Below are 18,969 nucleotides of genomic sequence, written 5' to 3'. Positions count from 1 at the left end.
ACGTTCCGTGTTCAAGGGTCGACGCGCGGCTCTACGCTCGGAAGGGCATGCAGCCTTACACCGCAAGCCGTAAGGAACGGAAGTAAGCCCATGGCCAAAGGAATTGAGCCCGAGGAGTCGATGGCCGCGCTCTTCGGCTCCCGGGTCCGCCGACTGCGGACGGCCGCCGGCCTGACCCAGGCCCAACTGGGCGCCAAGACCCATGTGGTGAGCACCCGCATCACCCAGGTCGAGCGGGCGTCCGGCGCCAGGCCGACGATGGAGCTCGCGCGGGCGCTCGACGCTGCCCTCGGAGCGGACGGGCTGCTGGTGGACCTGTGGCCGCACGTGTACCGGGAGTCGTTCCCGGACTGGTCACGAACGTTCATGGCGTATTCGGCGCATGCCGACGCCATCCGTGAGTACACCGCGCATGTCGTACCGGGGCTCTTGCAGACGGAGGAGTACGCCCGGGCCGTGCTGAGCGTCGGTCTGTCCCACCGGGACGAGCAGCACCTTGAGGAGCGGCTGACCGCCCGGCTGGAACGGCAGAAGCGGCTCGGCTCGCCGGACCGACCGGAGTTGCTGGTGATCCTCGACGAGACGGTGCTGCGGAAACGGATCGGCGGGGACGACGTCATGCGACGACAGCTCGCGCGTCTGCTGAAGGCCGCCGCCGAACCGCACATCACCGTGCAGGTCCTGCCGTTCGACGAAGGCGCGCACGACGTTCTGGGCGGCTCGCTGACCGTGCTGATCCTGCGGGACGGATCCGAAGTCGCCTACACGGAAGGCGCGGACCACGGCCGGCTCTTCGAGGATCGGACGGATGTGCGGCGTTTCGCGGTGGCCTACGATCGGCTGCGGGCTGCGGCCCTGCCCCCGAGCAGGTCGCTCACCATGATCCGATCCGCGATGGAGGAGGACTACCGTGACCCCCAGCTCCCTTCCCGGTCCGCGCGACGCCGCCTGGCGCAAGAGCAGTTACAGCAATCAGGAGGGCGGCAACTGCGTCGAGGTGGCCGACGGATTCCCCGGCGTGGTTCCGGTGCGTGACAGCAAGGCGCCGCACGGTCCCGCGCTCGCCTTCGACACCGCGTCCTGGACCGCGTTCATAGGCGGGTTGAAGGCCGCCGACCGGGCCTGAGCCGAGCGGGACCCGGTCCGTGCGCCGGTCTTCCCGGCACGCCGGGGCCTCGCCCGCGAGGGTTCGGTGAGCCACGAACTCCCCTGAAGAACCTGGGGGAAAGAACCACCTGCCCACCCTCCCCTCCCCCGCATCACCCGGACGGGTGACCGGCTTGCGGGGGCGGGAAGTAGGCCGTTACGTTCACGGCAACAACCTCAGACATATGACGGCCCCCGGCCGGGACGGCAATCCCGATCGAGGGCCTCACCACCCAGGAAGTAGCACCTTCCCGATGGCTGAACCGCAGTTTAACGCGCCCCTGCGCGCCCCCGCCGGAGCTCCGACCTCCGGCGTGATCCACGTCCGCACCCGGCTCGCCGGCGACTTCACGGTGATCGCCAACGCCCTGCTCCAGCGCCGGGGCAGCGCGGTCACGGTCGGCGTCGCGGGCTACATCCTGTCGCTGCCGGACGGCGCACCCGTACGCATCGACGCACTGTGCGAGCACTTCACCGAGGGCGAGATCCTCATCTCCCGGGCCCTGCGGGAGCTGGAGGCGGAGGGCTATCTGGAGCGGCGCCGTGAGCGCGGTCCGAGCGGCCGGCTCCGCACGCGCACGTTCTTCCACGACGTGCCACCGGGCGACGACCCCGAGCGCCCACGGCCGCGCCCCCGCAGGCCCGAGCCTTTGCCGCGGCCCGCACCCGAGCCGTCGCCACGACCCGCGCCCGGGACCGAGCCGCATCACGTACCGGATCACGAGCCGGAACCGGCGGCCGCCGCGAAGACCGCCACCACGAAACCGGGCCCCGTCGCCCCGGAGCCCACCGGCACCGAACCGGGCCCCGCCGCGTGCCCGGCTGCCCAGCCTGCCCCGGACCCCCGCGCCTCGGTGATCCTGGCCTCGCTGCGCATCGTGGACCGCCGGCTGATCCTCTCCCGGCGGGAGGCCGACCAACTCGCCCCGGCGGTCACCCGGTGGCTCGAGCACGGCGTCAGCCCCGACGACATCACCACCCACCTCACCACCCGCCTGCCGGACCCCTTGCGGGCCCGGCCGGCCCGCATCCTCGCCTACCGTCTCGGCGAACTCCCCCCACCCCTCCCCGACCGGCCCACGGCCCCCGCCGCCCTCCCCTGGCAGACCTGCGACGGCGGCTGCGAACGCGCCTTCCGCGCGGCGGAACCGGGCCGCTGCCGCGACTGCCCACCGGTCGCGGACCTCGCGTCGGCGTGCTGACCGGGGCATACGTCGCCGGCGCCCGCGAGCAGACGTCGAGATGGCCGAGCGTCTCGACGCGCACCGCGACGCGATCCATCGGGCCATCGGGAAGGGCGGCCCCGCCGCGTATGCCGTACGGCGGGACCGCATCGAGCGCACCTGGCCCTAACTGCTCGCGAAGTCCGATCGGACCTTCTCGGCCGCCGTCGGCGGTGGGGCCCCGTGCCCGTGGGTCTCACGGCCCGACGTACGCGCCTGAGCAACGGGTGCCGGCCCGGGACCGCGTAGGCGTCCCAGGCCCGCGGCGCCGTCAGACACGGGCGATCAAGGCGTAGCGCTCGTCCGTCACCGGACCGCCCCACAAGGCCGGGTCGCCGCTGAGGGGTTCGACGCGCAGGTCGGTCACGAGAGGCCGCACGGCGGCCGCCAGGTCGTCCGCAGCGATCCCCCCGTGCCAGGGCAGAGCCTCTGCGCCCGCCACGTACTCCACGCCGGCCTGGCCGGACTCGCGCCAGCGTCCCTCGACGAGGATCAGCGTGCCGCCGGGGCGGATACGGGCCGTCCAGTCGGCGAGGGCGGTCTCGGGGTCGGGCAGGGTCCACACGAGGTGGCGGGAGAGCAAGGCGTCGAACCGCTCGTCGCCGGTGGGCGGTGCCGCCGCGTCGCCCACCACGAAGCGGGCCGGGAGCCCTGCGGCGGAGAGCTTGGCGCGGGCCTGGTCGACCATCCGGGGCGAGAGGTCGACCCCGGTGACCCGGTGCCCGGCCTCCGCCACCAGAGCGGACAGCGAGCCCGTCCCGCAGCCGACGTCCAGCACGGACGACGGGCCCGACGGGAGCCAGGCGGTGAGCAGTCGGGACCAGGCTGCGCGGGTCCCGGCGGCCCGCAGGCCGTGGTCGGGCTCTGCGTCGAAGTCGGCGGCGGCTGCATCCCAGTACGCGGTGATCGCTGCGGAGTCGGTCATCCACCGATCGTTTCAGCCGGCACCGGCAGTGCCGTGGTGGGCGAGTGCCGCATGCGGGTCGCCCTCGACGGGACGGTGGTCGATGTGGACGGTGGCCGCCGTCAGCCGCGGTACGGCGTGGATCAGCGCGTGCTCGGCCGCGACGGCCAGCGAATGCGCCTGGACGACGGTCAGTTGCGGGTCGACGACGATGTCGGCCTCCGCCCGCAGCGCATGTCCGATCCACCGCATCCGCACCTGCCCGGTGTCCAGCACGCCCTCCACACCGCGCAGCGCGGTCTCCGCCGTCCCGACGAGGGCCGGGTCGACCGAGTCCATCAGGCGCCGGCAGACCTCACGGGCGGCGTCCTTCAGGACCAGCAGGATGGCGACGGTGATCAGCAGGCCGACGACCGGATCGGCCCACCGAAGGCCCAGCGCTGCGCCGCCCGCCCCCAACAGGACGGCCAGCGAGGTGAATCCGTCCGTACGGGCGTGCAGGCCGTCCGCGACGAGCGCGGCGGAGCCGATCCGCCGGCCGGTGCGGATGCGGTAGCGGGCCACCCACTCGTTGCCCGCGAAACCGACCAGCGCAGCGGCCGAGACCGCCCACAGGTGCGTGATGTCACGGGGGTTCAGCAGCCGGTCGACGGCCATGTAGGCGGCGACGACCGCCGACGCCGCGATGGCGGCCACGATGACGATGCCCGCCAGGTCCTCGGCCCGCCCGTAGCCGTACGTGAAGCGGCGGTTCGCCGCGCGTCTGCCGAGCATGAAGGCGATGCCGAGCGGGACGGCGGTCAGCGCGTCGGCGGCGTTGTGGACCGTGTCACCGAGCAGCGCCACCGACCCGGACAGGGCGACGATGACGGCCTGGACGACGGTGGTCGCGCCCAGCACCACGAGCGATATCCAGAGGGTGCGCATTCCGTCGCGGGACGTCTCCATCGCCGCGTCGACCTTGTCGGCGGACTCGTGGCCGTGCGGCCGGAGGAGACGGCCGAGACGATGCCGCATGCCGCCGCCGCGCACAGGACCGTGGCCGTGGGGGCCGTGATCATGGGGGCCGTGCTGGTGATCGTGCCCGTTCGGATGGGTGTGCCGAATCCCCGCCATGGCACCCACCGTCGCACAGGAACCCCATTGCGGCTACAGCCGTCATACGCCCTGTGACCAGGTGCGATCCCCTCGCAAGTACGCGCGGACAGCACCTGGCCCGGCGACGGCCTACGCGTCGAACCAGCGGTCCCGCGCCAGCTCCTCCGTACGGGACGGGTCCTCCAGCAGCGCCGCGACCTCGAAACGGCGCGGCCACTGGCCCGCCGCCCAGGCGAGACCGGCCGCCACGCCTTCCAGCGTCGCTGCGTGCAGCACGCCGTCGGACGTGCGGCGCCAGTCGAGTTCGGTGCCGCCCGCCACCAGCTCCTCGTGCTCGACGTACGAGTCGGGCGTCGCCGGGCCCAGCAGGATGCGGACGGACTCCGGGACCTCGTGCTCCTCGCCGTCCGTCGTGACGTCCGCGTCCACCGTCTCGCTCAGGCGCCTGACCTGGAACAGGTCCGCCAGGTCCTCCGCGCGGGTCGGCGCCACCGGGAGCAGGGGCAGATCGGCGGACAGGGGCAGCAGGTCGGGGGTGTCCGCGACGACGGCGTCGGCGGCGTCCACCACACGCACCTCGCCGTCCACCACCGCGCGCAGCTCGTCGGGGAGCGTGACCTGGTCGGGGTCCAGGTCGGCGAGCGCCGTGTAGAGGCCGTGCAGCTGTCGGCCGGTCACCTCACGGTCGGGATCGGCCAGGCGGGACAGCAGCTCCGCCGCGCCACCCGGCTCGTCCAGCAGCGCCGCGACCGAGGTGCGGACGCCGAGGGCGTGCAGCACCTGCGCGTCGGCGAATCCGGTCGTGTCGGCCGACTCGTACAGGCCCTCCAGCAGCGGGTCGGCGCCCGCCGCGCGCAGACCGGCGGGGCGGCGGCCGTCCAGCACCGGATGGTCGCGCAGCCACCACGCCGTGTACGGGCGCACGGTCTCCGTCGTGCCGTCCGGCAGCAGGATCCGGACGGACTGGGTGAGCGCGTCCCGCAGCGGCGGCTGCGCCAGCAGCGCGAGCGCCTGCGGCCAGCGGTCGTCGTCCACCAGGTCCAGGTCGCGCACGGCGACGATCTCCGTGGCGACCGGCGGCACGGGCGTGTCCGGCAGCCGGTCGAGGACGTCCTCGCACCACACGTCCACCGCGTCGAGCAGACCCGCGTCGTCGGGCTCGGCGAAGTCGCCGTCGCGCGGCTCGAGTTCGTCGGGGTCGAGGACGACGTCGGTGGCGCGCACCAGGGCGAAGTTCGCGAGGACACCGCAGGCGGCCAAGGGCTGCTCACCCCACCGCTCGGCCAGCTCGGCGTCGCACAGGGCGAGTTCACCCTCGCGCATCACCGAGGCGAACGGGCTTCCCGGCAGCACCAGTTCACCGGCCGGAGCCGGTTCGCCGTCCTCGTCGGGCAGGGCGAGCGCGCCGAGCCACGGCTCGTCGCCCGGTTCCAGCTCCGCATCGCGGACCAGCGCGAGCACCGTCTCGGCGAGCTCCTCGGCGTCGAGCGTGTCGGCGTCCTCGTCCCACACCTCTCCCTCGTCCAGGGAAGCGGCCACCGCCGCGCGCACCTGCGGGGTCCGCAGAACGGCGCGCGGCGTCGCGGGCAGCGCCCCCAGCTTCTCCAGCAACGGGTGGGCGGCGTCCGGATGGACCACCTTCAGTCCGAGGCGGGCCAGGTCGGCCGGGGTGTCCGCGAGCGGAAGCAGGGTCTGGCGCGGGCCGATGGTGGTGCGCGAGTCCGCGAGCGGGACGGGCAGACCCGACAGGCGGTCCGGGTCGACGCCGGCGAGGCTCTCGTACAGGCGGTGCCACCATGCCGGTTCGCGTTCCAGGCCGGCCAGCCGGTCGATCGCCTCCGTGAGCGGCACCCGTGCCACGCCCAGGGTGCGCAGCTCCACCCGGCGCTCGAGACCGGCGGGCAGCAGCGTCGGCATGACCTCCGCCAGGACGCGCACGGTGTCCGTGCCGGCGCCCTCCAGAACCTCCGCCTCGATGGGCCGCAGGCCACTGGTGGTCACCCGGTCCGGCAGCCCGGTGTCCTCGTCGGACACGTCCCGCGGGACCGCCGCCTCCAGGAACGCGGTACGCGGCAGGCGCCGCAGGATCGCCGCCCGCAGCGCGCCGTCGAGTTCGCCCTTGCCGAGCGGGCCGGGCACGAGGTCGATGACGCCGGTGGTCACCGGCTGCCAGCCGCCGAGCAGTTCGGCGTACGCGTCCGCCGCTCGCTCCACCAGGAAGTCGGTGAGCGGCCCGCGGGCCGGATGGCGGCGGGTCGTGTCCAGCGGCAGTGACGCGATGAGCAGCGCGGGCACGCCGAGGGGCTCGTCGGTGGGGGTCGGCGCGTGCACCACGGGCGCGGTGAGCGGCCGGGCGGGCGCGCCCTCGTCGTCGACGGGAACGGCCCAGGTGACGGTCCAGTGCGGCCGCAGCCGCTCCTCGACCGGCCGGTCCACCAGCAGCGCCGGCTCGGTCGCCCCGCCGTGGCTGACGACCCGCCAGCGGCGCTCGCCGTGCACGCTGTCCTCGACGCGGACGTACGGCTCCTGCTCGTAGCGCTTCAACACCCGCGTGGAGTCGGGGGTTTCGATGACGATCTCGGCGAGGCCGGGCAGCGTGAGCAGCAGCGCGTCGTCGATGCCGGCGAGCAGACGCTCGACGAGGTCCACGGCGGCGCCGTCGCGCAGCGGCAGCACGACGACGGTGTCGTAGCCCTCCGGCGCGGTGCCCTCCGCGGGCAGCGGAAGCCGCAGCAGCGGTACGTGCCCGTCCCTGCGGCGCAGCTCGTCCCCGAGGCCGGGGCTGCCCTGTGCGGCCCGGCCCGCCAGCTCCCTGGCCTCCGCCAGGGACCAGCGCACGCCGCCGTGACGGCCGATGACGGCCGGCTCGTCACTGACCGCGAGGACAGCGGCGAAGCCGACACCGAACCGGCCGACGGCCGCCTCGTGGCCCTCACGCTTCGCGGAGGCCCTCAGGGTGCTCAGCGACTCGACGCCGGTGGCGTCCAGCGGGGCGCCGGTGTTCGCGGCGGCGAACACGGCGGGCTCGCCGTCCGCGCCGGCGGGCCGCAGGTTCAGCCGCAGCCGGCCGGGGACACCGGCACGGGCCGCGGCGTCGGCGGCGTTCTGCGCCAGTTCGACGACGAGACGGTCCCGGTAGCCGCCGAGTGCGAGGTCCTCCTCGGCGTTGGCGTCCTCCCGGAAACGGGCGGGGCTCGCGCCCCACGCGTCGAGCACGCCGCGCCGCAGCCGCGCCGTCCCGAACGGGTCGGCCCACTCGGTCGTCCTGACGCTCACGCTGTGCTCCACTCTCTTACGGCTCCCGGGCGCGGGGCCGGCCCGGCCGGCCTGCTGCGACTCCTGATGCGCCCGAAGGTACCGCGTACCGGCGCAGGGTGCGGTCCTCGCCCACCGCCCGCCGCCGCCCTCCGGGCGTGTCCCCCTGAACCGCCTCCGCCCCACCCCTCCACCGCACCGCCGGACCCTCCGCATCACGCGGCTACGGCCGGCCCACGGGGCACGTGCGGGCGACGCGAGCCCGACACGACGTCAGGCCCGCGGGGCGGCACGCCGCGCCGCGGAGGACGGGGGAAGACGCGTGCCCCGGGCCCGTGAAGGCCCGGCCGGAGCAGGGACACGCGCCAGAGCCGGGACACCGCGGCGTGGGGGCACCTCCCGTGCCCGGAGGGCTACGGGGGAGTGCGTGCCAGACCCCGCGAGCCCGGCCTGATCCGAACGAGAGGCCCTAGGAGTGGCCGAGGTCGTCCGTCGTGCCGTCGGACTCCACCGGGACGGAGCCGCCGTCACGGACCGGGCGCAGCGGGAACTCGTCCGCCGCCATGGAGTCGAAGACCGGCGGCGGCGGTGTCGGCGGCTTCGGCATCACCGCGGCCTCCGAGTGGCCACCGCAGCCGTACGCCAGCGAGACCACCCGGCCGTCGGCCGGCGAGAACTCGTTCGCGCAGATGCCGAACGCCTGCCGCAGCGAGCCCGCGATCGGGACCAGGAAGCCGCAGGAGTCGCAGGACGCCGGGGCAGCCTGTGCCATGGGCGTCTTCGCGCCGTAGGACTCCTCCCAGCGGTCGGCCGCCGCGTAGAGCCCGTACCGGGACAGCACGCGCGCGCGGCGCATGCCCAGCTCCTCGGCGAGCGCCGCGATCTGGCCCCGGCCGTTGTTGTTCGTGGCCTCGATCGCCGTCCTGCGGTCGGTGAGCTCCGCGTCCTCCGCCTCGACCAGCTCGGCCAGGTCGTGGGTCGGGGGGTGCTCCGCGAGGACCGAGTTCGGCGGCGGCTCGTCCTCGCCGCTGTAGCCGGGCTCGAGGCGGAGGTCCTCCGCCTCGGTCGGCAGCAGGTCTCCGGGTCCCATGTCACCGGGCCGGAGCCGCTCGCTCCACGGGACCCACTCGGGCGCCATCAGCGCGTCGGGCCCGGGCAGCAGGACGGTTTCGTCGAGGGTGACGTTCTTCGCCCGTGAGGCACGTGTGACGGTCACGGCCCAGCGCCAGCCGCGGTAGCCGAGCTCCTGGCACTCGAAGAAGTGCGTGACGACCCGGTCCCCCTCGGAGACGAGCGACACATGCTCTCCGACCACCCCTGGTGCCGCGGCCTCCTCGGCCGCCTTCCTGGCGAGGTCTACCGCCTCGGCGCACAGGCGGTCGGGGGTACGGCTTCGCGTCGTCGCAGCACTCACTAGTCTCGCTTCTCTCCTACGCCGTCTCACGGATGCGCTCGGCCGATTACGAGGTACGGGGCGGCGCACGGAGCGGACCAGAGGGCCGCATCGACGTCCACACGCCCGGACCGTCCTGATCCCGGGCACACCTAACGTCATCCATTCTGCGGGATGCCGAAGAGGCGCGCGGCCGAGAACAACCGCCGGTGGCGCGCTACGCACGCTACCCCTTCCTTCGCCCGCCGCCCACCTGCCCGTCCCAACACGGGCCGAACCGGCCCCGGCGGAAGGGCCGCCGCGACCGGCACGAACGGTGCGAGGACCGGGCAGAAAGGGGGCGGGGACCGGGCCGGGGCCCGCAGGAACCTGGCGGCGGCCCGGCACGGACCGGTCACAGACCCACCCAGGAATGCCGCAGGAACACCCGCAGAACTTCGCAAGGAGAAAACACGCCGCACCGCGGGCGGGGATCCGGTTCGGGGCAGCCGGGCTTGGGGCACTATGACGGGGTGGCAGCCGCAAGGTCGTCCGAAGGGGACGGCCCGGCCCGCAGGGCGGGCCGGGCGGTCGGCCGTGCCTTGCACCTCCCCTTCACCGGCACGGCCCGCGGAATCCGCAGGGCGACGCACGCGCACGGCGCCGGCGAATCGGGCCTCGGGAAGCTGATCGAACTGCACGCCGTGAACGGCGCGGGCGACGTCATGATCACCGTCGCGCTGGCGTCCACGGTGTTCTTCTCCGTCCCGACCGACGAGGCACGCGGCCGGGTCGCGCTGTACCTGGCCGTCACGATGGCGCCCTTCATCCTGCTCGCCCCCGTGATCGGCCCCCTCCTCGACCGCCTCCCGCACGGCCGGCGCGCGGCCATGGCGGGCGCGATGCTCGCCCGGGCGCTGCTGGCGATCATGATGTCGGGCGCCGTCGCGACGGGCGGCCTGGAGCTGTACCCGGCGGCGCTCGGGGTGCTGGTGTCGTCGAAGGCGTACGGGGTGGTCCGCAGTGCCGTCGTGCCACGGCTGCTGCCACCGAAGTTCGCACTGGTGAAGGCGAACTCCCGGGTCACGCTGGCAGGTCTGCTGGCCACGGGCGCCGCGGCGCCGATCGGTGTGGGGCTCCAGCAGATCGGGCCGCAATGGCCGCTGTACGGGGCGTGCGCGCTGTTCGTCCTCGGCACGTACTGGGCCTTCACTATGCCGCCCAAGGTCGACTCGGCGAAGGGCGAGACGCCCGTCCGCATGCTCGCCCACGGCGAGAAGAAGCCGACGCTGCGGACGGTCGGCCCGTCGGTGCTGCACGGCCTCCAGGCGAACGCGGCGCATCGCGCCCTGTCCGGCTTCCTGATCTTCTTCCTCGCGTTCCTGCTGCGCGAGCATCCGCTCTCCGGGCAGTCGGCCGCGGTCTCGCTGGGAATGGTGGGCGTCGCCGCCGGCGTGGGCAACGCGCTCGGCACGGCGATCGGCGCCTGGCTCAAGGCCCGCGCCCCGGAGGCGATCATCGTCACGATGCTGTCGCTGGTGCTGACGGCGGCCGTCATGGCGGCCGTCTTCTTCAGCACGGGCATGGTGGCGGTCCTCGGCGCGACGGCCGGGCTGTCCCAGGCGCTGTCGAAGCTGTCCCTCGACGCGGTGATCCAGCGGGACGTGCCGGAACAGGTCCGCACATCGACGTTCGCCAGGTCGGAGACGCTGCTCCAGATGGCATGGGTGGTGGGCGGCGCGATCGGCATCGTGCTGCCGCTGAACGGCGTGGTGGGCATGTCGGTGGCCGCGGGCATCGTCGCGGCGGGCGCGGTCACGGCGGGGCGCGGGCTGCTCGGCGCGGCACGTCATCGCGGGGCCACGCCGAAGGCGCGGGTGGCGTAGGGCCGGCCTACGAAGTGGCCGGCCGGCCGTGCGACGTGCGGTCACGGGTACCTCCCGCGGCGTAACCGGGGCGCGCTTCGGGCCGCCGCGCCGCGCACCCCCGCGCGGCAGGGCGAAGCACGCCCGATAGCCTTCGGCTCATGACCGTTGCGTTCTTCTCGGGCAAGCGCCGCCGGGCCGCTGCCGCTCTCGGTGCCGTCTCCGCCGGGCTCCTCGTCCTTTCCGCCTGCGACAAGCCGACGCCGCTCGTCACGGTGACCATCGGTTCGGACTCCGTCCACGCGGAGGCCGCCTGCTACAACGACGGCGAGGCGATCAAGGAGTCCGAGATCCAGGGCTGCCTGACCAAGAAGCCGTCGAAGACCATCAAGGTCGCCATGGACGACCAGGTCCGCATGGGCGTCGACCCGGAGATCGCGGACAACGGCTGGACCCTGCTGTTCGGCGCGCAGCCGGTGGAGCAGGAGCCCTACAAGAAGACGTACCGGACGATCCCCGGCAACGCCTTCTTCTCCTCCGCGACCGGCGAGCCGACGACCAAGACGGCCGTCAGCGTCATGGAGACCAAGGGCCAGAAGGTCGTCGGCATCTGGAACTTCCAGTTCGAGAAGGAGTCCTGACCGGGACCGGAGGGTGACACCGTGCGCGTGCTTGTCGTGACCGCGGTGGCGGCGGAGGCCGCCGCCGTCGTCGCGGACGCCGGTCCTCCCGACGCCGCCCCCGTGCCCCTCCCGGGCGGATACGCGCTGACGCGCACCCCCGACTACGACGTGCTCGTCGGCGGGGTCGGCCCCGCCGCTGCCGCCGCGGCGACCGCGACCGCCCTCGCAGTGGCCGACACGCCGTACGGTCTCGTCGTCTCCGCCGGGATCGGCGGTGGCTTCCCGCCGCACGCCCCCGTCGGATCACTCGTCGTCTCCGACTCCGTCGTCGCCGCGGACCTGGGGGCCGACACCCCCGACGGCTTTCTGCCCGTCGACACGCTCGGCTTCGGCCGTACCGTGCATCCCTCGCCCGCCGGCTTGTCGGCGCTCGTCGCCAGGACCCTCGGCGCCGCCCACGCGCCCGTGCTGACCGTGTCCACGGTCACCGGCAGCGCCGCCCGGGCGGCCGAGCTCGCCCGCCGGCACCCGCGTGCCGCCGCGGAGGCGATGGAGGGCTTCGGCGTCGCCGAGGCCGCCGCCGCCCACGGCGTCCCCGTCGTCGAGATCCGCGCGGTCTCCAACGCCGTCGGCCCCCGCGACCGCGCGGCCTGGCGCATCGGCGAGGCGCTGGCCGCCCTGCGGAAGGCGTTCCAGCAGCTCGCCCCCGTCCTCCAGGAGCAACCGTGACCCTGCGTATCGCGTACTCGCCCTGCCCGAACGACACCTTCGTCTTCGACGCCTGGGCCCACGGCCGGGTCCCCGGCGCGCCCGCGCTGGAGGTGACGTTCGCGGACATCGACCTCACCAACGGGTGGGCCGAGCACGGCGGGGCCGACGAGTACGACGTGCTGAAGGTGTCGTACGCGGTGCTTCCGTGGGTGCTCGACGAGTACGTCCTGCTGCCGTGCGGAGGTGCGCTGGGCCGGGGCTGCGGCCCGCTGGTCCTGACCCGGGAGCCGGGTACGGACTTGACCGGCAGGACGGTCGCCGTACCGAGCGAGCGGTCGACGGCGTACCTGCTGTTCCGGCTGTGGGCCGCGGAGGTCGTGCCGGGCGGCGTCGGCGAGGTGGTCGTGATGCCCTTCCACGAGATCATGCCCGCCGTACGCGACGGCAAGGTCGACGCCGGACTCGTCATCCACGAGGCCCGCTTCACATATCAGGACTACGGTCTGCACTGCCTCGCCGACATGGGCGAGCACTGGGAGTCCACCACGGGCCTGCCGATCCCGCTCGGCGCGATCATCGCCAAGCGGTCGCTGGGCGAGGAGAGGCTGCGCCTGCTCGCCGAGTCGGCCCGCGCGTCCGTACGCATGGCCTGGGACGACCCGGAGGCCTCAAGGCCGTATGTGCTCGAGCACGCCCAGGAGATGGACCCGGCGGTCGCCGACCGCCACATCGGGCTGTACGTCAACGAGTTCACCGCGGATCTCGGCGAGGACGGCTACGCGGCCGTGCGCGGACTGCTCACACGCGCCGCGGCCGAGGGGCTCGTACCGCCGCTCGGCCCGGACGCGCTCGACTTCGTCTGACGCACGCGCGCGTCCACCGGGCGCCGACACATCCGTCGCCTGCGGACCCGGAACTGTGGGTCCGCAGGCGACGGGTGCCATGTCGTGGGACCGCGGGACGCTACACGTCCAGCTGGTCGGCCACCGCGCGCAGCAGGCCGGCGATCTTGGCGCCCTGCACCTTGTCGGGGTAACGGCCGCGCTCCAGCATCGGCGTGATGTTCTCCAGGAGCGTGGTGAGGTCCTGCACGATGGACGCCAGCTCGTCCGGCTTGCGCCGCTGCGCGGCCGCCACGGACGGCGTCGGGTCCAGCAGCGTCACCGACAGCGCCTGGTCGCCACGCTGGCCGGCCACCACACCGAACTCGACGCGCTGGCCCGGCTTCAGGGCCTCTACCCCGGACGGGAGTACGGAGGAGTGCACGAAGACGTCGCCGCCGTCGTCGCGGGAGAGAAAGCCGAAGCCCTTCTCGCTGTTGAACCACTTGACCTTGCCGGTAGGCACGTCTGTCCTCGTCCTCGTACTCGTTGGGCGCTGGGGCACCGCAAGTCGGTCCGCCGAAAAACGGCTCTTGATAGCACTACAGCGGGTCGCCTGACCCGCCACCCCCAAGGCTAATGGTCCAGGGGCTGGTGACAAGACGTCCCCGGTGGGTTCGTACGCGCAGGGGAACTACCCTGGCCGAATGACTGCTACTCCTCCCGCCACCGCTCCCGCCCCGGGCGACGGGCTGGTGCGTGCCGGTGCCGTCCTGTTCATCATCGGCGCCGTGGCCACTCTGGTCACGGTGGCCCCGCTGTTCCTGGGCACCGAGCCCTTTCCGACCGTCGCGTACATGGTGAGCATGCTGATGGGCGTCGGTTTCATGGTCGCCGCCGCGGGCGTGCTGCGTTCCATCGCCGCGCAGCGGCGTCAGGCCGGATCCGCGCGGTAGGAACGCAGCCACGCCGGGAACGCGGTCAGGTCGTCCAGGACCACGTCCGCACCCGCCGCTCGCAGTTCGTCCGCGTCGCAGGGGCCCGTCGGCACCGCCACGGAGAGCGCGCCGGCGACCCGCGCGCCCCGCACGTCACCGATGTGGTCGCCCACGTACACGCTCGCCCCGTGCTCGTGCAGCGCCTCCCCCTTGGCCTCCGCCCACAGCCAGCCGATCGTCTCGTCGGGCTCGATGCCGAGGTGCGCGAGGTGGAGCTTCGCGTTCGGCTCGTGCTTCGCCGTGACGACGATCGCCCGGCCGCCGGACTCACGGACCGCGGCTATGGCCTCACGGGCACCGGGCATCGCGGGCGTCCGGGCGATCGCGTACACCGGGTACATCTCGCGGTACCTGTCGGCCGTCTCCTGGATCCGCTCGTCCGGGAACCAGTGCGCCAACTCCTGCTCCAGCGGCGGCCCGAGGCGCGAGACGGCCAGGTCGGCGTCGATCGGAACGCCCGTCTCCTTCGACAGCGCGCGAAATGCGGCGCGGATGCCCGGCCTCGAGTCGATGAGCGTCATGTCGAGGTCGAAACCGACGGTCAGGGGGCGCGGGGTGGAGTGAGGGGCCATAGGGGTCATTGTGCCCGCCCGTAGGCACGCATTTTCGGACGCCTAGACTTAGCCAAGCCTTACCAACCTCGGCCCGGTACCGGTGCTGCGCTCCGGCCTCGGCCCGTCCTCACGCCCGACACGACCGCACCTCGATTGGTTCCCATGTCAGCCAGACGCGCGCTCGCGGCCCACCGCATCGGGTGGACGGCCGCCGCCGTCGCGGCCCTGCTGTTCGCGGTGCTGCTCAGCCTCGCGGTCGGGGCACGCTCGGTCGCCCCGACCGCCGTCCTCGACGCCGTGCTGAACGGCGGACACAGCCCCGACGCCGAAGTCGTACGCGAGCTCCGGGTGCCGCGGACCCTCATCGGACTGATGGTCGGCGCGGCACTGGCCCTCGCCGGCACGGTCCTCCAGGGCATCACCCGCAACCCGATCGCCGACCCCGGCATCCTCGGTATCAGCCAGGGCGCCTCGGTCGGCGTGGTGCTGGCCATCGCCTTCGCCGGGGTGCACACGCTGAGCGGATACGTGTGGTTCGCCTTCGCCGGCGCGGCGATCGCCTCGGTCGCCGTCTACGCGATCGCCGCCCGCGGCCGGGGCGGCGCCACGCCCGTCAAACTGGCGCTCGGCGGCGCGGCGATCAACGCACTGCTGGTGTCCGTGACGATGGGCGTGCTGACGACGAAAGCGGCGGCACTGGACGAGTTCCGCTTCTGGCAGGTCGGCTCGGTCGCCGGCCGCGACGCCGAAGTGGTCGGCCAGATCTGGCCGTTCCTGCTCGTGGGCACCGTCCTGGTGATCTCCGTGGCCCGCGGCCTGGACGCGCTGGCGCTCGGCGACGACATGGCGAAGGGCCTCGGCCAGAACGTCGCCACGGTACGGGTCGTGGGCGGCGTCGGCGCGACCGTGCTCACCGGCGCCGGAGTGGCGGCTGCCGGCCCGATCGCCTTCATCGGCCTGGCCGTCCCCCACATCGCCCGCGCCATCGTCGGAAGCGACCACCGGTGGGTGCTGCCGATGGCGGCACTCGTCGGCCCGGTGATGCTGCTCGTCTCCGACGTCATCGGCCGTATCGTCTTCCCGCCCGGCGAGGTCCCGGCGGGCGTGATGACAGCGCTCATCGGTGTGCCGTTCCTCGTCACCCTGGTCCGCCGCAAGGCGGTGCCGGCATGAGCGCCGGGACCGCCGTCACCGGCCGCCGGATCCGGCCCGCCGGCTACACCCTCCTCCGCACCACCCGCGGCAGCTTCCTGCTCCACCGCCGCGCCGCCGCCGTCGCCCTCGGCCTCACCGCGGTGCTCGCCGCGGCCTGCGTCGCCTACCTGAGCGTCGGCGAGAGCTTCGTCGCCCCCGCCGAGGTGCTCAAGGTCGTCCTCGGGCGGCCCTCGCCGGACGAGCTCGTCGTCGGGACGCTGCGGCTGCCCCGTATGGTCCTCGGACTCCTCGTCGGCGCCGCCTTCGGCGTCGCCGGCGCGCTGATCCAGACCGTCGCGCGCAACCCGCTCGCCAGCCCCGACATCATCGGCATCAGCCAGGGCGCGAGCGCGCTCACCGTGGGCGCGATGACGTTCGGCGTCACCTCGTACTCGGTGCTGCCGTACCTGTCCGTCACCGGCGGCATCGTCGCCGCCGCGCTGGTGTACGTGTTCGCCTGGCGCGGCGGGCTGCACGCCACCCGGTTCGTCCTCATCGGCATCGGCTTCGCCATCGCGCTCCGCTCGGTCACGACGCTGTTCATGACCAAGGGCGACTACCTCGTCGCCCAGCAGGCACAGATCTGGATGACCGGATCGCTGAACGGCCGCGGCTGGGAGGAGGCCGCCCCGCTCGGCTGGACGCTGCTCGTCCTGCTGCCCGCCGTGCTGTGGGCCGCCCGCGCCCAGCGCACGGTCTCCATGGACGACGACACCGCGACCGCCCTCGGCGTACGGCTCGGCCGGGTACGGCTCGGGCTCGTGCTCCTCGGGGTCGTCCTGGCGTCGATCGCGACCGGTGCCGCCGGTCCCGTCGACTTCGTGGCGCTGCTCGCACCGCAGATCGCCCGCCGTATGACCCGTACCGCGCAGATCCCGCTGCTGTGTTCCGCGCTGCTCGGCGCCGTGATCGTCGTTGTCGCCGACCTCGCGGCCCGCCGGATGTTCTCGCCCACGGAGCTCCCGGTGGGTGTGCTGACGGCCGCGATCGGCGCGCCCTACCTGATCTGGCTGATCGTTCGCAGCCGCACCGTTGGAGGTAAGTCGTGAGCAGGCTGACGGCGCGCGAGCTGACGCTCGCCTACGAGGACCGCACGGTCGTGCACGAACTCGACCTCGCCGTCCCCGACGGGCAGGTGACGGTCATCGTCGGCCCCAACGCCTGCGGCAAGTCGACCACCCTGCGGGCGCTGGGCCGGCTGCTGAAACCGAAGGGCGGCGCGGTCCTCCTCGACGGGGCGGAACTGTCCACGATCCCGACGAAGAAGATCGCCCGGTCGATCGGACTGCTGCCGCAGTCCCCGGTCGCGCCGGAGGCCATCACCGTCGCCGACCTCGTGGCCCGCGGCCGCCAGCCGCACCAGCACTGGTGGCAGCAATGGTCGCAGGAGGACGAACGCGCCGTGACGGACGCCATGGAGCGCACGGACGTCACCGCCCTCGCCGACCGGCCCGTCGACGAACTGTCGGGCGGTCAACGGCAGCGTGTGTGGATCGCGATGGCGCTCGCACAGGAGACGGACCTGCTGCTGCTGGACGAGCCGACGACGTTCCTCGACATCGCGCACCAGGTCGAGGTGCTCGACCTCGTACGGCAGTTGAACCACGAGCGCGGCCGCACGGTCGTCGCCGTGCTGCACGACCTCAACCAGGCCGCCCGCTACGCCGACCGTCTCGTCGCCATGAAGGCCGGCCGGATCGTCGCCGAAGGCGCCCCGGCCGACGTCGTCACCGCCGAGCTGGTCCGCGAGGTGTTCGGCATGGAGTCGGTCGTGGTCCCCGACCCGGTGACCGGGTCGCCGCTCGTCGTGCCGGGAGCGCCGTACTCCCCTCCGGGCCGGCCCAAGACCCCCACGTCCACCGTACAGTCCGCCTGAAAGGTTCCCGTCCATGAGCAGCATGCTTCGCCGTCGCGGCCTCCTCGCCGGTTCCCTCGCCCTCACCGCCGCGATGACGCTGAGCGCCTGCGGCACGAACGACGATGCCGCCCCCTCCGACTCGGCGGCGTCCGGCGGCAAGCACACGGTGAAGACGGCCATGGGCGACGTCGAGGTCCCCGACGCGCCGAAGCGCGTCGTCGTCCTCGACACCGCCGAGCTCGACTCCGCGATCACTCTGGGCGTCAAGCCCGTCGGCGCCACCCACACCGGCACCGGGTCGGGCTTCCTCGGCTACCTGCCCAAGGACAAGCTCGAAGGCATCACGGACGTCGGCGAGATGATGACCCCCAACCTGGAGGCCATCGCCGCGCTCGAGCCCGACCTGATCCTCACCAGCAAGATCCGCCACGGCGACAAGTACGCCGAACTGAAGAAGATCGCGCCGACGGTGATGACCGAGACCACCGGCGAGCCCTGGAAGGAGAACTTCCGGACCCACGCGGACGCGCTCGGCAAGAAGGCGGAAGCGGCGAAGGCCGTCGCCGCGTACGAGGCGCGCGCCGGGAAGGTCACCGAGGCGCTCGGCGGCAAGGAGAAGGCGGCGGCGACGGAGGTCAACGTCGTCCGCTTCGTCGAGGGCGCGGACATCCGCATCTACGGCAGGAAGAACTACATCTCGACGATCCTCGCCGACGTCGGCCTGGGCCGCCCGGCCGTCACCGACAAGGCCAAGGACGGCTTCTCCTACGACGTGAGCCCCGAGAAGATCGACCTCGCGGACGCGGAGGTCGTCTTCCACTCGACGTACGGCGACCCGGAGAAGGCGAAGCAGAAGCAGACGCTGGACAGCGCGCTGTGGAAGAGCATGAAGGCGGTCGAGAACAACAAGGTGTTCGCGGTCGACGACGAACTGTGGATCCAGGGCATCGGCTACACGGCGGCGTCCCTGATCCTGGACGAACTCGAGGCGGACCTGACGAAGTAGTGACCGCGGCCGGGCGCCCCTGCGGAGCGCCCCGCGCGGGAGCGTCACCGCCAATGCCTCACCGCCGCGGAAGCGTCGCCCGACGCGCGGGAGCGTCGGCGCCAGGGGATCGCCGCTGCGGGAGCGTGGGCCGCGGCGCGGGGCACCCTACCCGCCCCTTCCCGAACCGGGGCAAGCCCCGGGCCCCGTACCGCCTTGCGGGCGGCGTACCGCGCTTCGCGCGGTGTCCTCAATCGCCGGACGGGCTGACTGCGTTTCAGCTCGCCGGCGATTGAGGCGCGGGGGCGCGGGGGCAGAGCCCCCGAAACACCGCGCGGAGCGCGGTGGCGGGTCCGGGCTGA

Annotated in this window: 18 protein-coding genes; 12 read left to right on the top strand and 6 right to left on the bottom strand. The window is 73.4% G+C overall.

The annotated features are described in order from the left end of the window. Positions 1 to 120: 120 nt before the first annotated feature. The 3 genes from GLX30_RS19720 (at position 121) to GLX30_RS19710 (ending at position 2,348) form a co-directional block, all read left to right on the top strand. The gene (locus GLX30_RS19720; RefSeq protein WP_159695134.1) at positions 121 to 1,035 is read left to right on the top strand and encodes a helix-turn-helix transcriptional regulator; all 915 of its coding nucleotides are present in this window, start codon (positions 121 to 123) and stop codon (positions 1,033 to 1,035) included. After that, the gene (locus GLX30_RS19715) at positions 998 to 1,126 is read left to right on the top strand and encodes a DUF397 domain-containing protein (RefSeq protein ID WP_244258225.1); all 129 of its coding nucleotides are present in this window, start codon (positions 998 to 1,000) and stop codon (positions 1,124 to 1,126) included. The genes GLX30_RS19720 and GLX30_RS19715 overlap by 38 nt, the downstream gene beginning before the upstream one ends. Before the next feature lie 274 nt (positions 1,127 to 1,400). Continuing rightward, positions 1,401 to 2,348, top strand: coding sequence for a hypothetical protein (locus tag GLX30_RS19710; RefSeq protein ID WP_159690631.1), 948 nt, complete (start codon positions 1,401 to 1,403; stop codon positions 2,346 to 2,348). A gap of 292 nt (positions 2,349 to 2,640) precedes the next feature. Here GLX30_RS19710 and GLX30_RS19700 read toward each other — a convergent pair whose 3' ends face one another. The 4 genes from GLX30_RS19700 to GLX30_RS19685 form a co-directional block, all read right to left on the bottom strand. Beyond that, the gene (locus GLX30_RS19700) at positions 2,641 to 3,294 is read right to left on the bottom strand and encodes a class I SAM-dependent methyltransferase (protein ID WP_159690628.1); all 654 of its coding nucleotides are present in this window, start codon (positions 3,292 to 3,294) and stop codon (positions 2,641 to 2,643) included. Positions 3,295 to 3,306: 12 nt separating this feature from the next. Next, complete coding sequence (locus GLX30_RS19695) at positions 3,307 to 4,290, bottom strand: cation diffusion facilitator family transporter (protein ID WP_347879774.1); 984 nt, start codon at positions 4,288 to 4,290, stop codon at positions 3,307 to 3,309. Positions 4,291 to 4,500: 210 nt separating this feature from the next. Beyond that, complete coding sequence (locus GLX30_RS19690; protein ID WP_159690623.1) at positions 4,501 to 7,647, bottom strand: molecular chaperone Hsp90; 3,147 nt, start codon at positions 7,645 to 7,647, stop codon at positions 4,501 to 4,503. 448 nt (positions 7,648 to 8,095) lie between these two features. Beyond that, entirely contained in the window at positions 8,096 to 9,040 is a 945-nt protein-coding gene (locus tag GLX30_RS19685) for a DUF3027 domain-containing protein (RefSeq protein WP_159690620.1), read from the bottom strand. Between the two features lie 491 nt (positions 9,041 to 9,531). Here GLX30_RS19685 and GLX30_RS19680 point away from each other — a divergent pair, with 491 nt between their 5' ends. From GLX30_RS19680 to GLX30_RS19665, 4 genes are all read left to right on the top strand, one after another. After that, a complete protein-coding gene (locus GLX30_RS19680; protein WP_159690617.1) occupies positions 9,532 to 10,884 on the top strand; it encodes an MFS transporter in 1,353 nt (450 codons plus the stop codon). Between the two features lie 140 nt (positions 10,885 to 11,024). Beyond that, positions 11,025 to 11,504 carry a DUF2771 domain-containing protein gene (locus GLX30_RS19675; RefSeq protein ID WP_159690615.1) on the top strand — a complete coding sequence of 160 codons (480 nt, stop codon included), beginning with the start codon at positions 11,025 to 11,027 and terminating at the stop codon, positions 11,502 to 11,504. A 21-nt stretch (positions 11,505 to 11,525) separates the two neighbouring features. Further along, positions 11,526 to 12,215: a futalosine hydrolase gene (locus tag GLX30_RS19670; RefSeq protein WP_159690612.1), complete on the top strand. Its 690-nt coding sequence runs from the start codon at positions 11,526 to 11,528 to the stop codon at positions 12,213 to 12,215. After that, positions 12,212 to 13,060: a 1,4-dihydroxy-6-naphthoate synthase gene (locus GLX30_RS19665; RefSeq protein WP_208545447.1), complete on the top strand. Its 849-nt coding sequence runs from the start codon at positions 12,212 to 12,214 to the stop codon at positions 13,058 to 13,060. Before GLX30_RS19670 ends, GLX30_RS19665 begins: the two co-directional genes overlap by 4 nt. Positions 13,061 to 13,160: 100 nt before the next feature. On the opposite strand, the gene GLX30_RS35905 is transcribed toward GLX30_RS19665, so the two are convergent. Continuing rightward, positions 13,161 to 13,544, bottom strand: coding sequence for a cold-shock protein (locus tag GLX30_RS35905; protein ID WP_159690609.1), 384 nt, complete (start codon positions 13,542 to 13,544; stop codon positions 13,161 to 13,163). Between the two features lie 181 nt (positions 13,545 to 13,725). Here GLX30_RS35905 and GLX30_RS19655 point away from each other — a divergent pair, with 181 nt between their 5' ends. Then, positions 13,726 to 13,974, top strand: coding sequence for a hypothetical protein (locus GLX30_RS19655; protein ID WP_159690605.1), 249 nt, complete (start codon positions 13,726 to 13,728; stop codon positions 13,972 to 13,974). On the opposite strand, the gene GLX30_RS19650 is transcribed toward GLX30_RS19655, so the two are convergent. After that, positions 13,953 to 14,597: a haloacid dehalogenase-like hydrolase gene (locus GLX30_RS19650; RefSeq protein WP_208545446.1), complete on the bottom strand. Its 645-nt coding sequence runs from the start codon at positions 14,595 to 14,597 to the stop codon at positions 13,953 to 13,955. The genes GLX30_RS19655 and GLX30_RS19650 overlap by 22 nt on opposite strands. A 135-nt stretch (positions 14,598 to 14,732) precedes the next feature. Here GLX30_RS19650 and GLX30_RS19645 point away from each other — a divergent pair, with 135 nt between their 5' ends. Genes GLX30_RS19645 through GLX30_RS19630 form a run of 4 tightly spaced genes read left to right on the top strand, consistent with a single transcriptional unit; the run spans position 14,733 to position 18,628 of the window. Further along, positions 14,733 to 15,743 carry an iron ABC transporter permease gene (locus GLX30_RS19645; protein ID WP_159690598.1) on the top strand — a complete coding sequence of 337 codons (1,011 nt, stop codon included), beginning with the start codon at positions 14,733 to 14,735 and terminating at the stop codon, positions 15,741 to 15,743. Continuing rightward, on the top strand, positions 15,740 to 16,813 hold the full coding sequence (locus GLX30_RS19640) for an iron chelate uptake ABC transporter family permease subunit (RefSeq protein ID WP_159690596.1): 1,074 nt from the start codon (positions 15,740 to 15,742) through the stop codon (positions 16,811 to 16,813). Before GLX30_RS19645 ends, GLX30_RS19640 begins: the two co-directional genes overlap by 4 nt. Beyond that, positions 16,810 to 17,640, top strand: a complete 831-nt coding sequence (locus GLX30_RS19635; RefSeq protein ID WP_159690591.1) for an ABC transporter ATP-binding protein — start codon at positions 16,810 to 16,812, stop codon at positions 17,638 to 17,640. Before GLX30_RS19640 ends, GLX30_RS19635 begins: the two co-directional genes overlap by 4 nt. A 13-nt stretch (positions 17,641 to 17,653) precedes the next feature. Next, a complete protein-coding gene (locus tag GLX30_RS19630; protein WP_159690588.1) occupies positions 17,654 to 18,628 on the top strand; it encodes an iron-siderophore ABC transporter substrate-binding protein in 975 nt (324 codons plus the stop codon). The last annotated feature ends 341 nt before the right edge of the window (positions 18,629 to 18,969 follow it).

This window comes from Streptomyces sp. Tu 2975 (genome assembly GCF_009832925.1).
Taxonomy (GTDB): domain Bacteria; phylum Actinomycetota; class Actinomycetes; order Streptomycetales; family Streptomycetaceae; genus Streptomyces.
The sequence above is the reverse complement of the archived record's forward strand: the minus strand, read 5'-3'. Positions and strand labels throughout refer to the sequence as shown.

What these genes read in the sequence shown, in the direction of transcription:
- GLX30_RS19695 (WP_347879774.1), bottom strand. Translation starts at nt 4,290, where the DNA reads ATGCGGCATCGTCTCGGCCGTCTCCTCCGGCCGCACGGCCACGAGTCC.
- GLX30_RS19630 (WP_159690588.1), top strand. Translation starts at nt 17,654, where the DNA reads ATGAGCAGCATGCTTCGCCGTCGCGGCCTCCTCGCCGGTTCCCTCGCC.
- GLX30_RS19645 (WP_159690598.1), top strand. Translation starts at nt 14,733, where the DNA reads ATGTCAGCCAGACGCGCGCTCGCGGCCCACCGCATCGGGTGGACGGCC.
- GLX30_RS19710 (WP_159690631.1), top strand. Translation starts at nt 1,401, where the DNA reads ATGGCTGAACCGCAGTTTAACGCGCCCCTGCGCGCCCCCGCCGGAGCT.
- GLX30_RS19675 (WP_159690615.1), top strand. Translation starts at nt 11,025, where the DNA reads ATGACCGTTGCGTTCTTCTCGGGCAAGCGCCGCCGGGCCGCTGCCGCT.
- GLX30_RS19700 (WP_159690628.1), bottom strand. Translation starts at nt 3,294, where the DNA reads ATGACCGACTCCGCAGCGATCACCGCGTACTGGGATGCAGCCGCCGCC.
- GLX30_RS19720 (WP_159695134.1), top strand. Translation starts at nt 121, where the DNA reads ATGGCCGCGCTCTTCGGCTCCCGGGTCCGCCGACTGCGGACGGCCGCC.
- GLX30_RS19655 (WP_159690605.1), top strand. Translation starts at nt 13,726, where the DNA reads ATGACTGCTACTCCTCCCGCCACCGCTCCCGCCCCGGGCGACGGGCTG.
- GLX30_RS19640 (WP_159690596.1), top strand. Translation starts at nt 15,740, where the DNA reads ATGAGCGCCGGGACCGCCGTCACCGGCCGCCGGATCCGGCCCGCCGGC.
- GLX30_RS19650 (WP_208545446.1), bottom strand. Translation starts at nt 14,597, where the DNA reads ATGACCCCTATGGCCCCTCACTCCACCCCGCGCCCCCTGACCGTCGGT.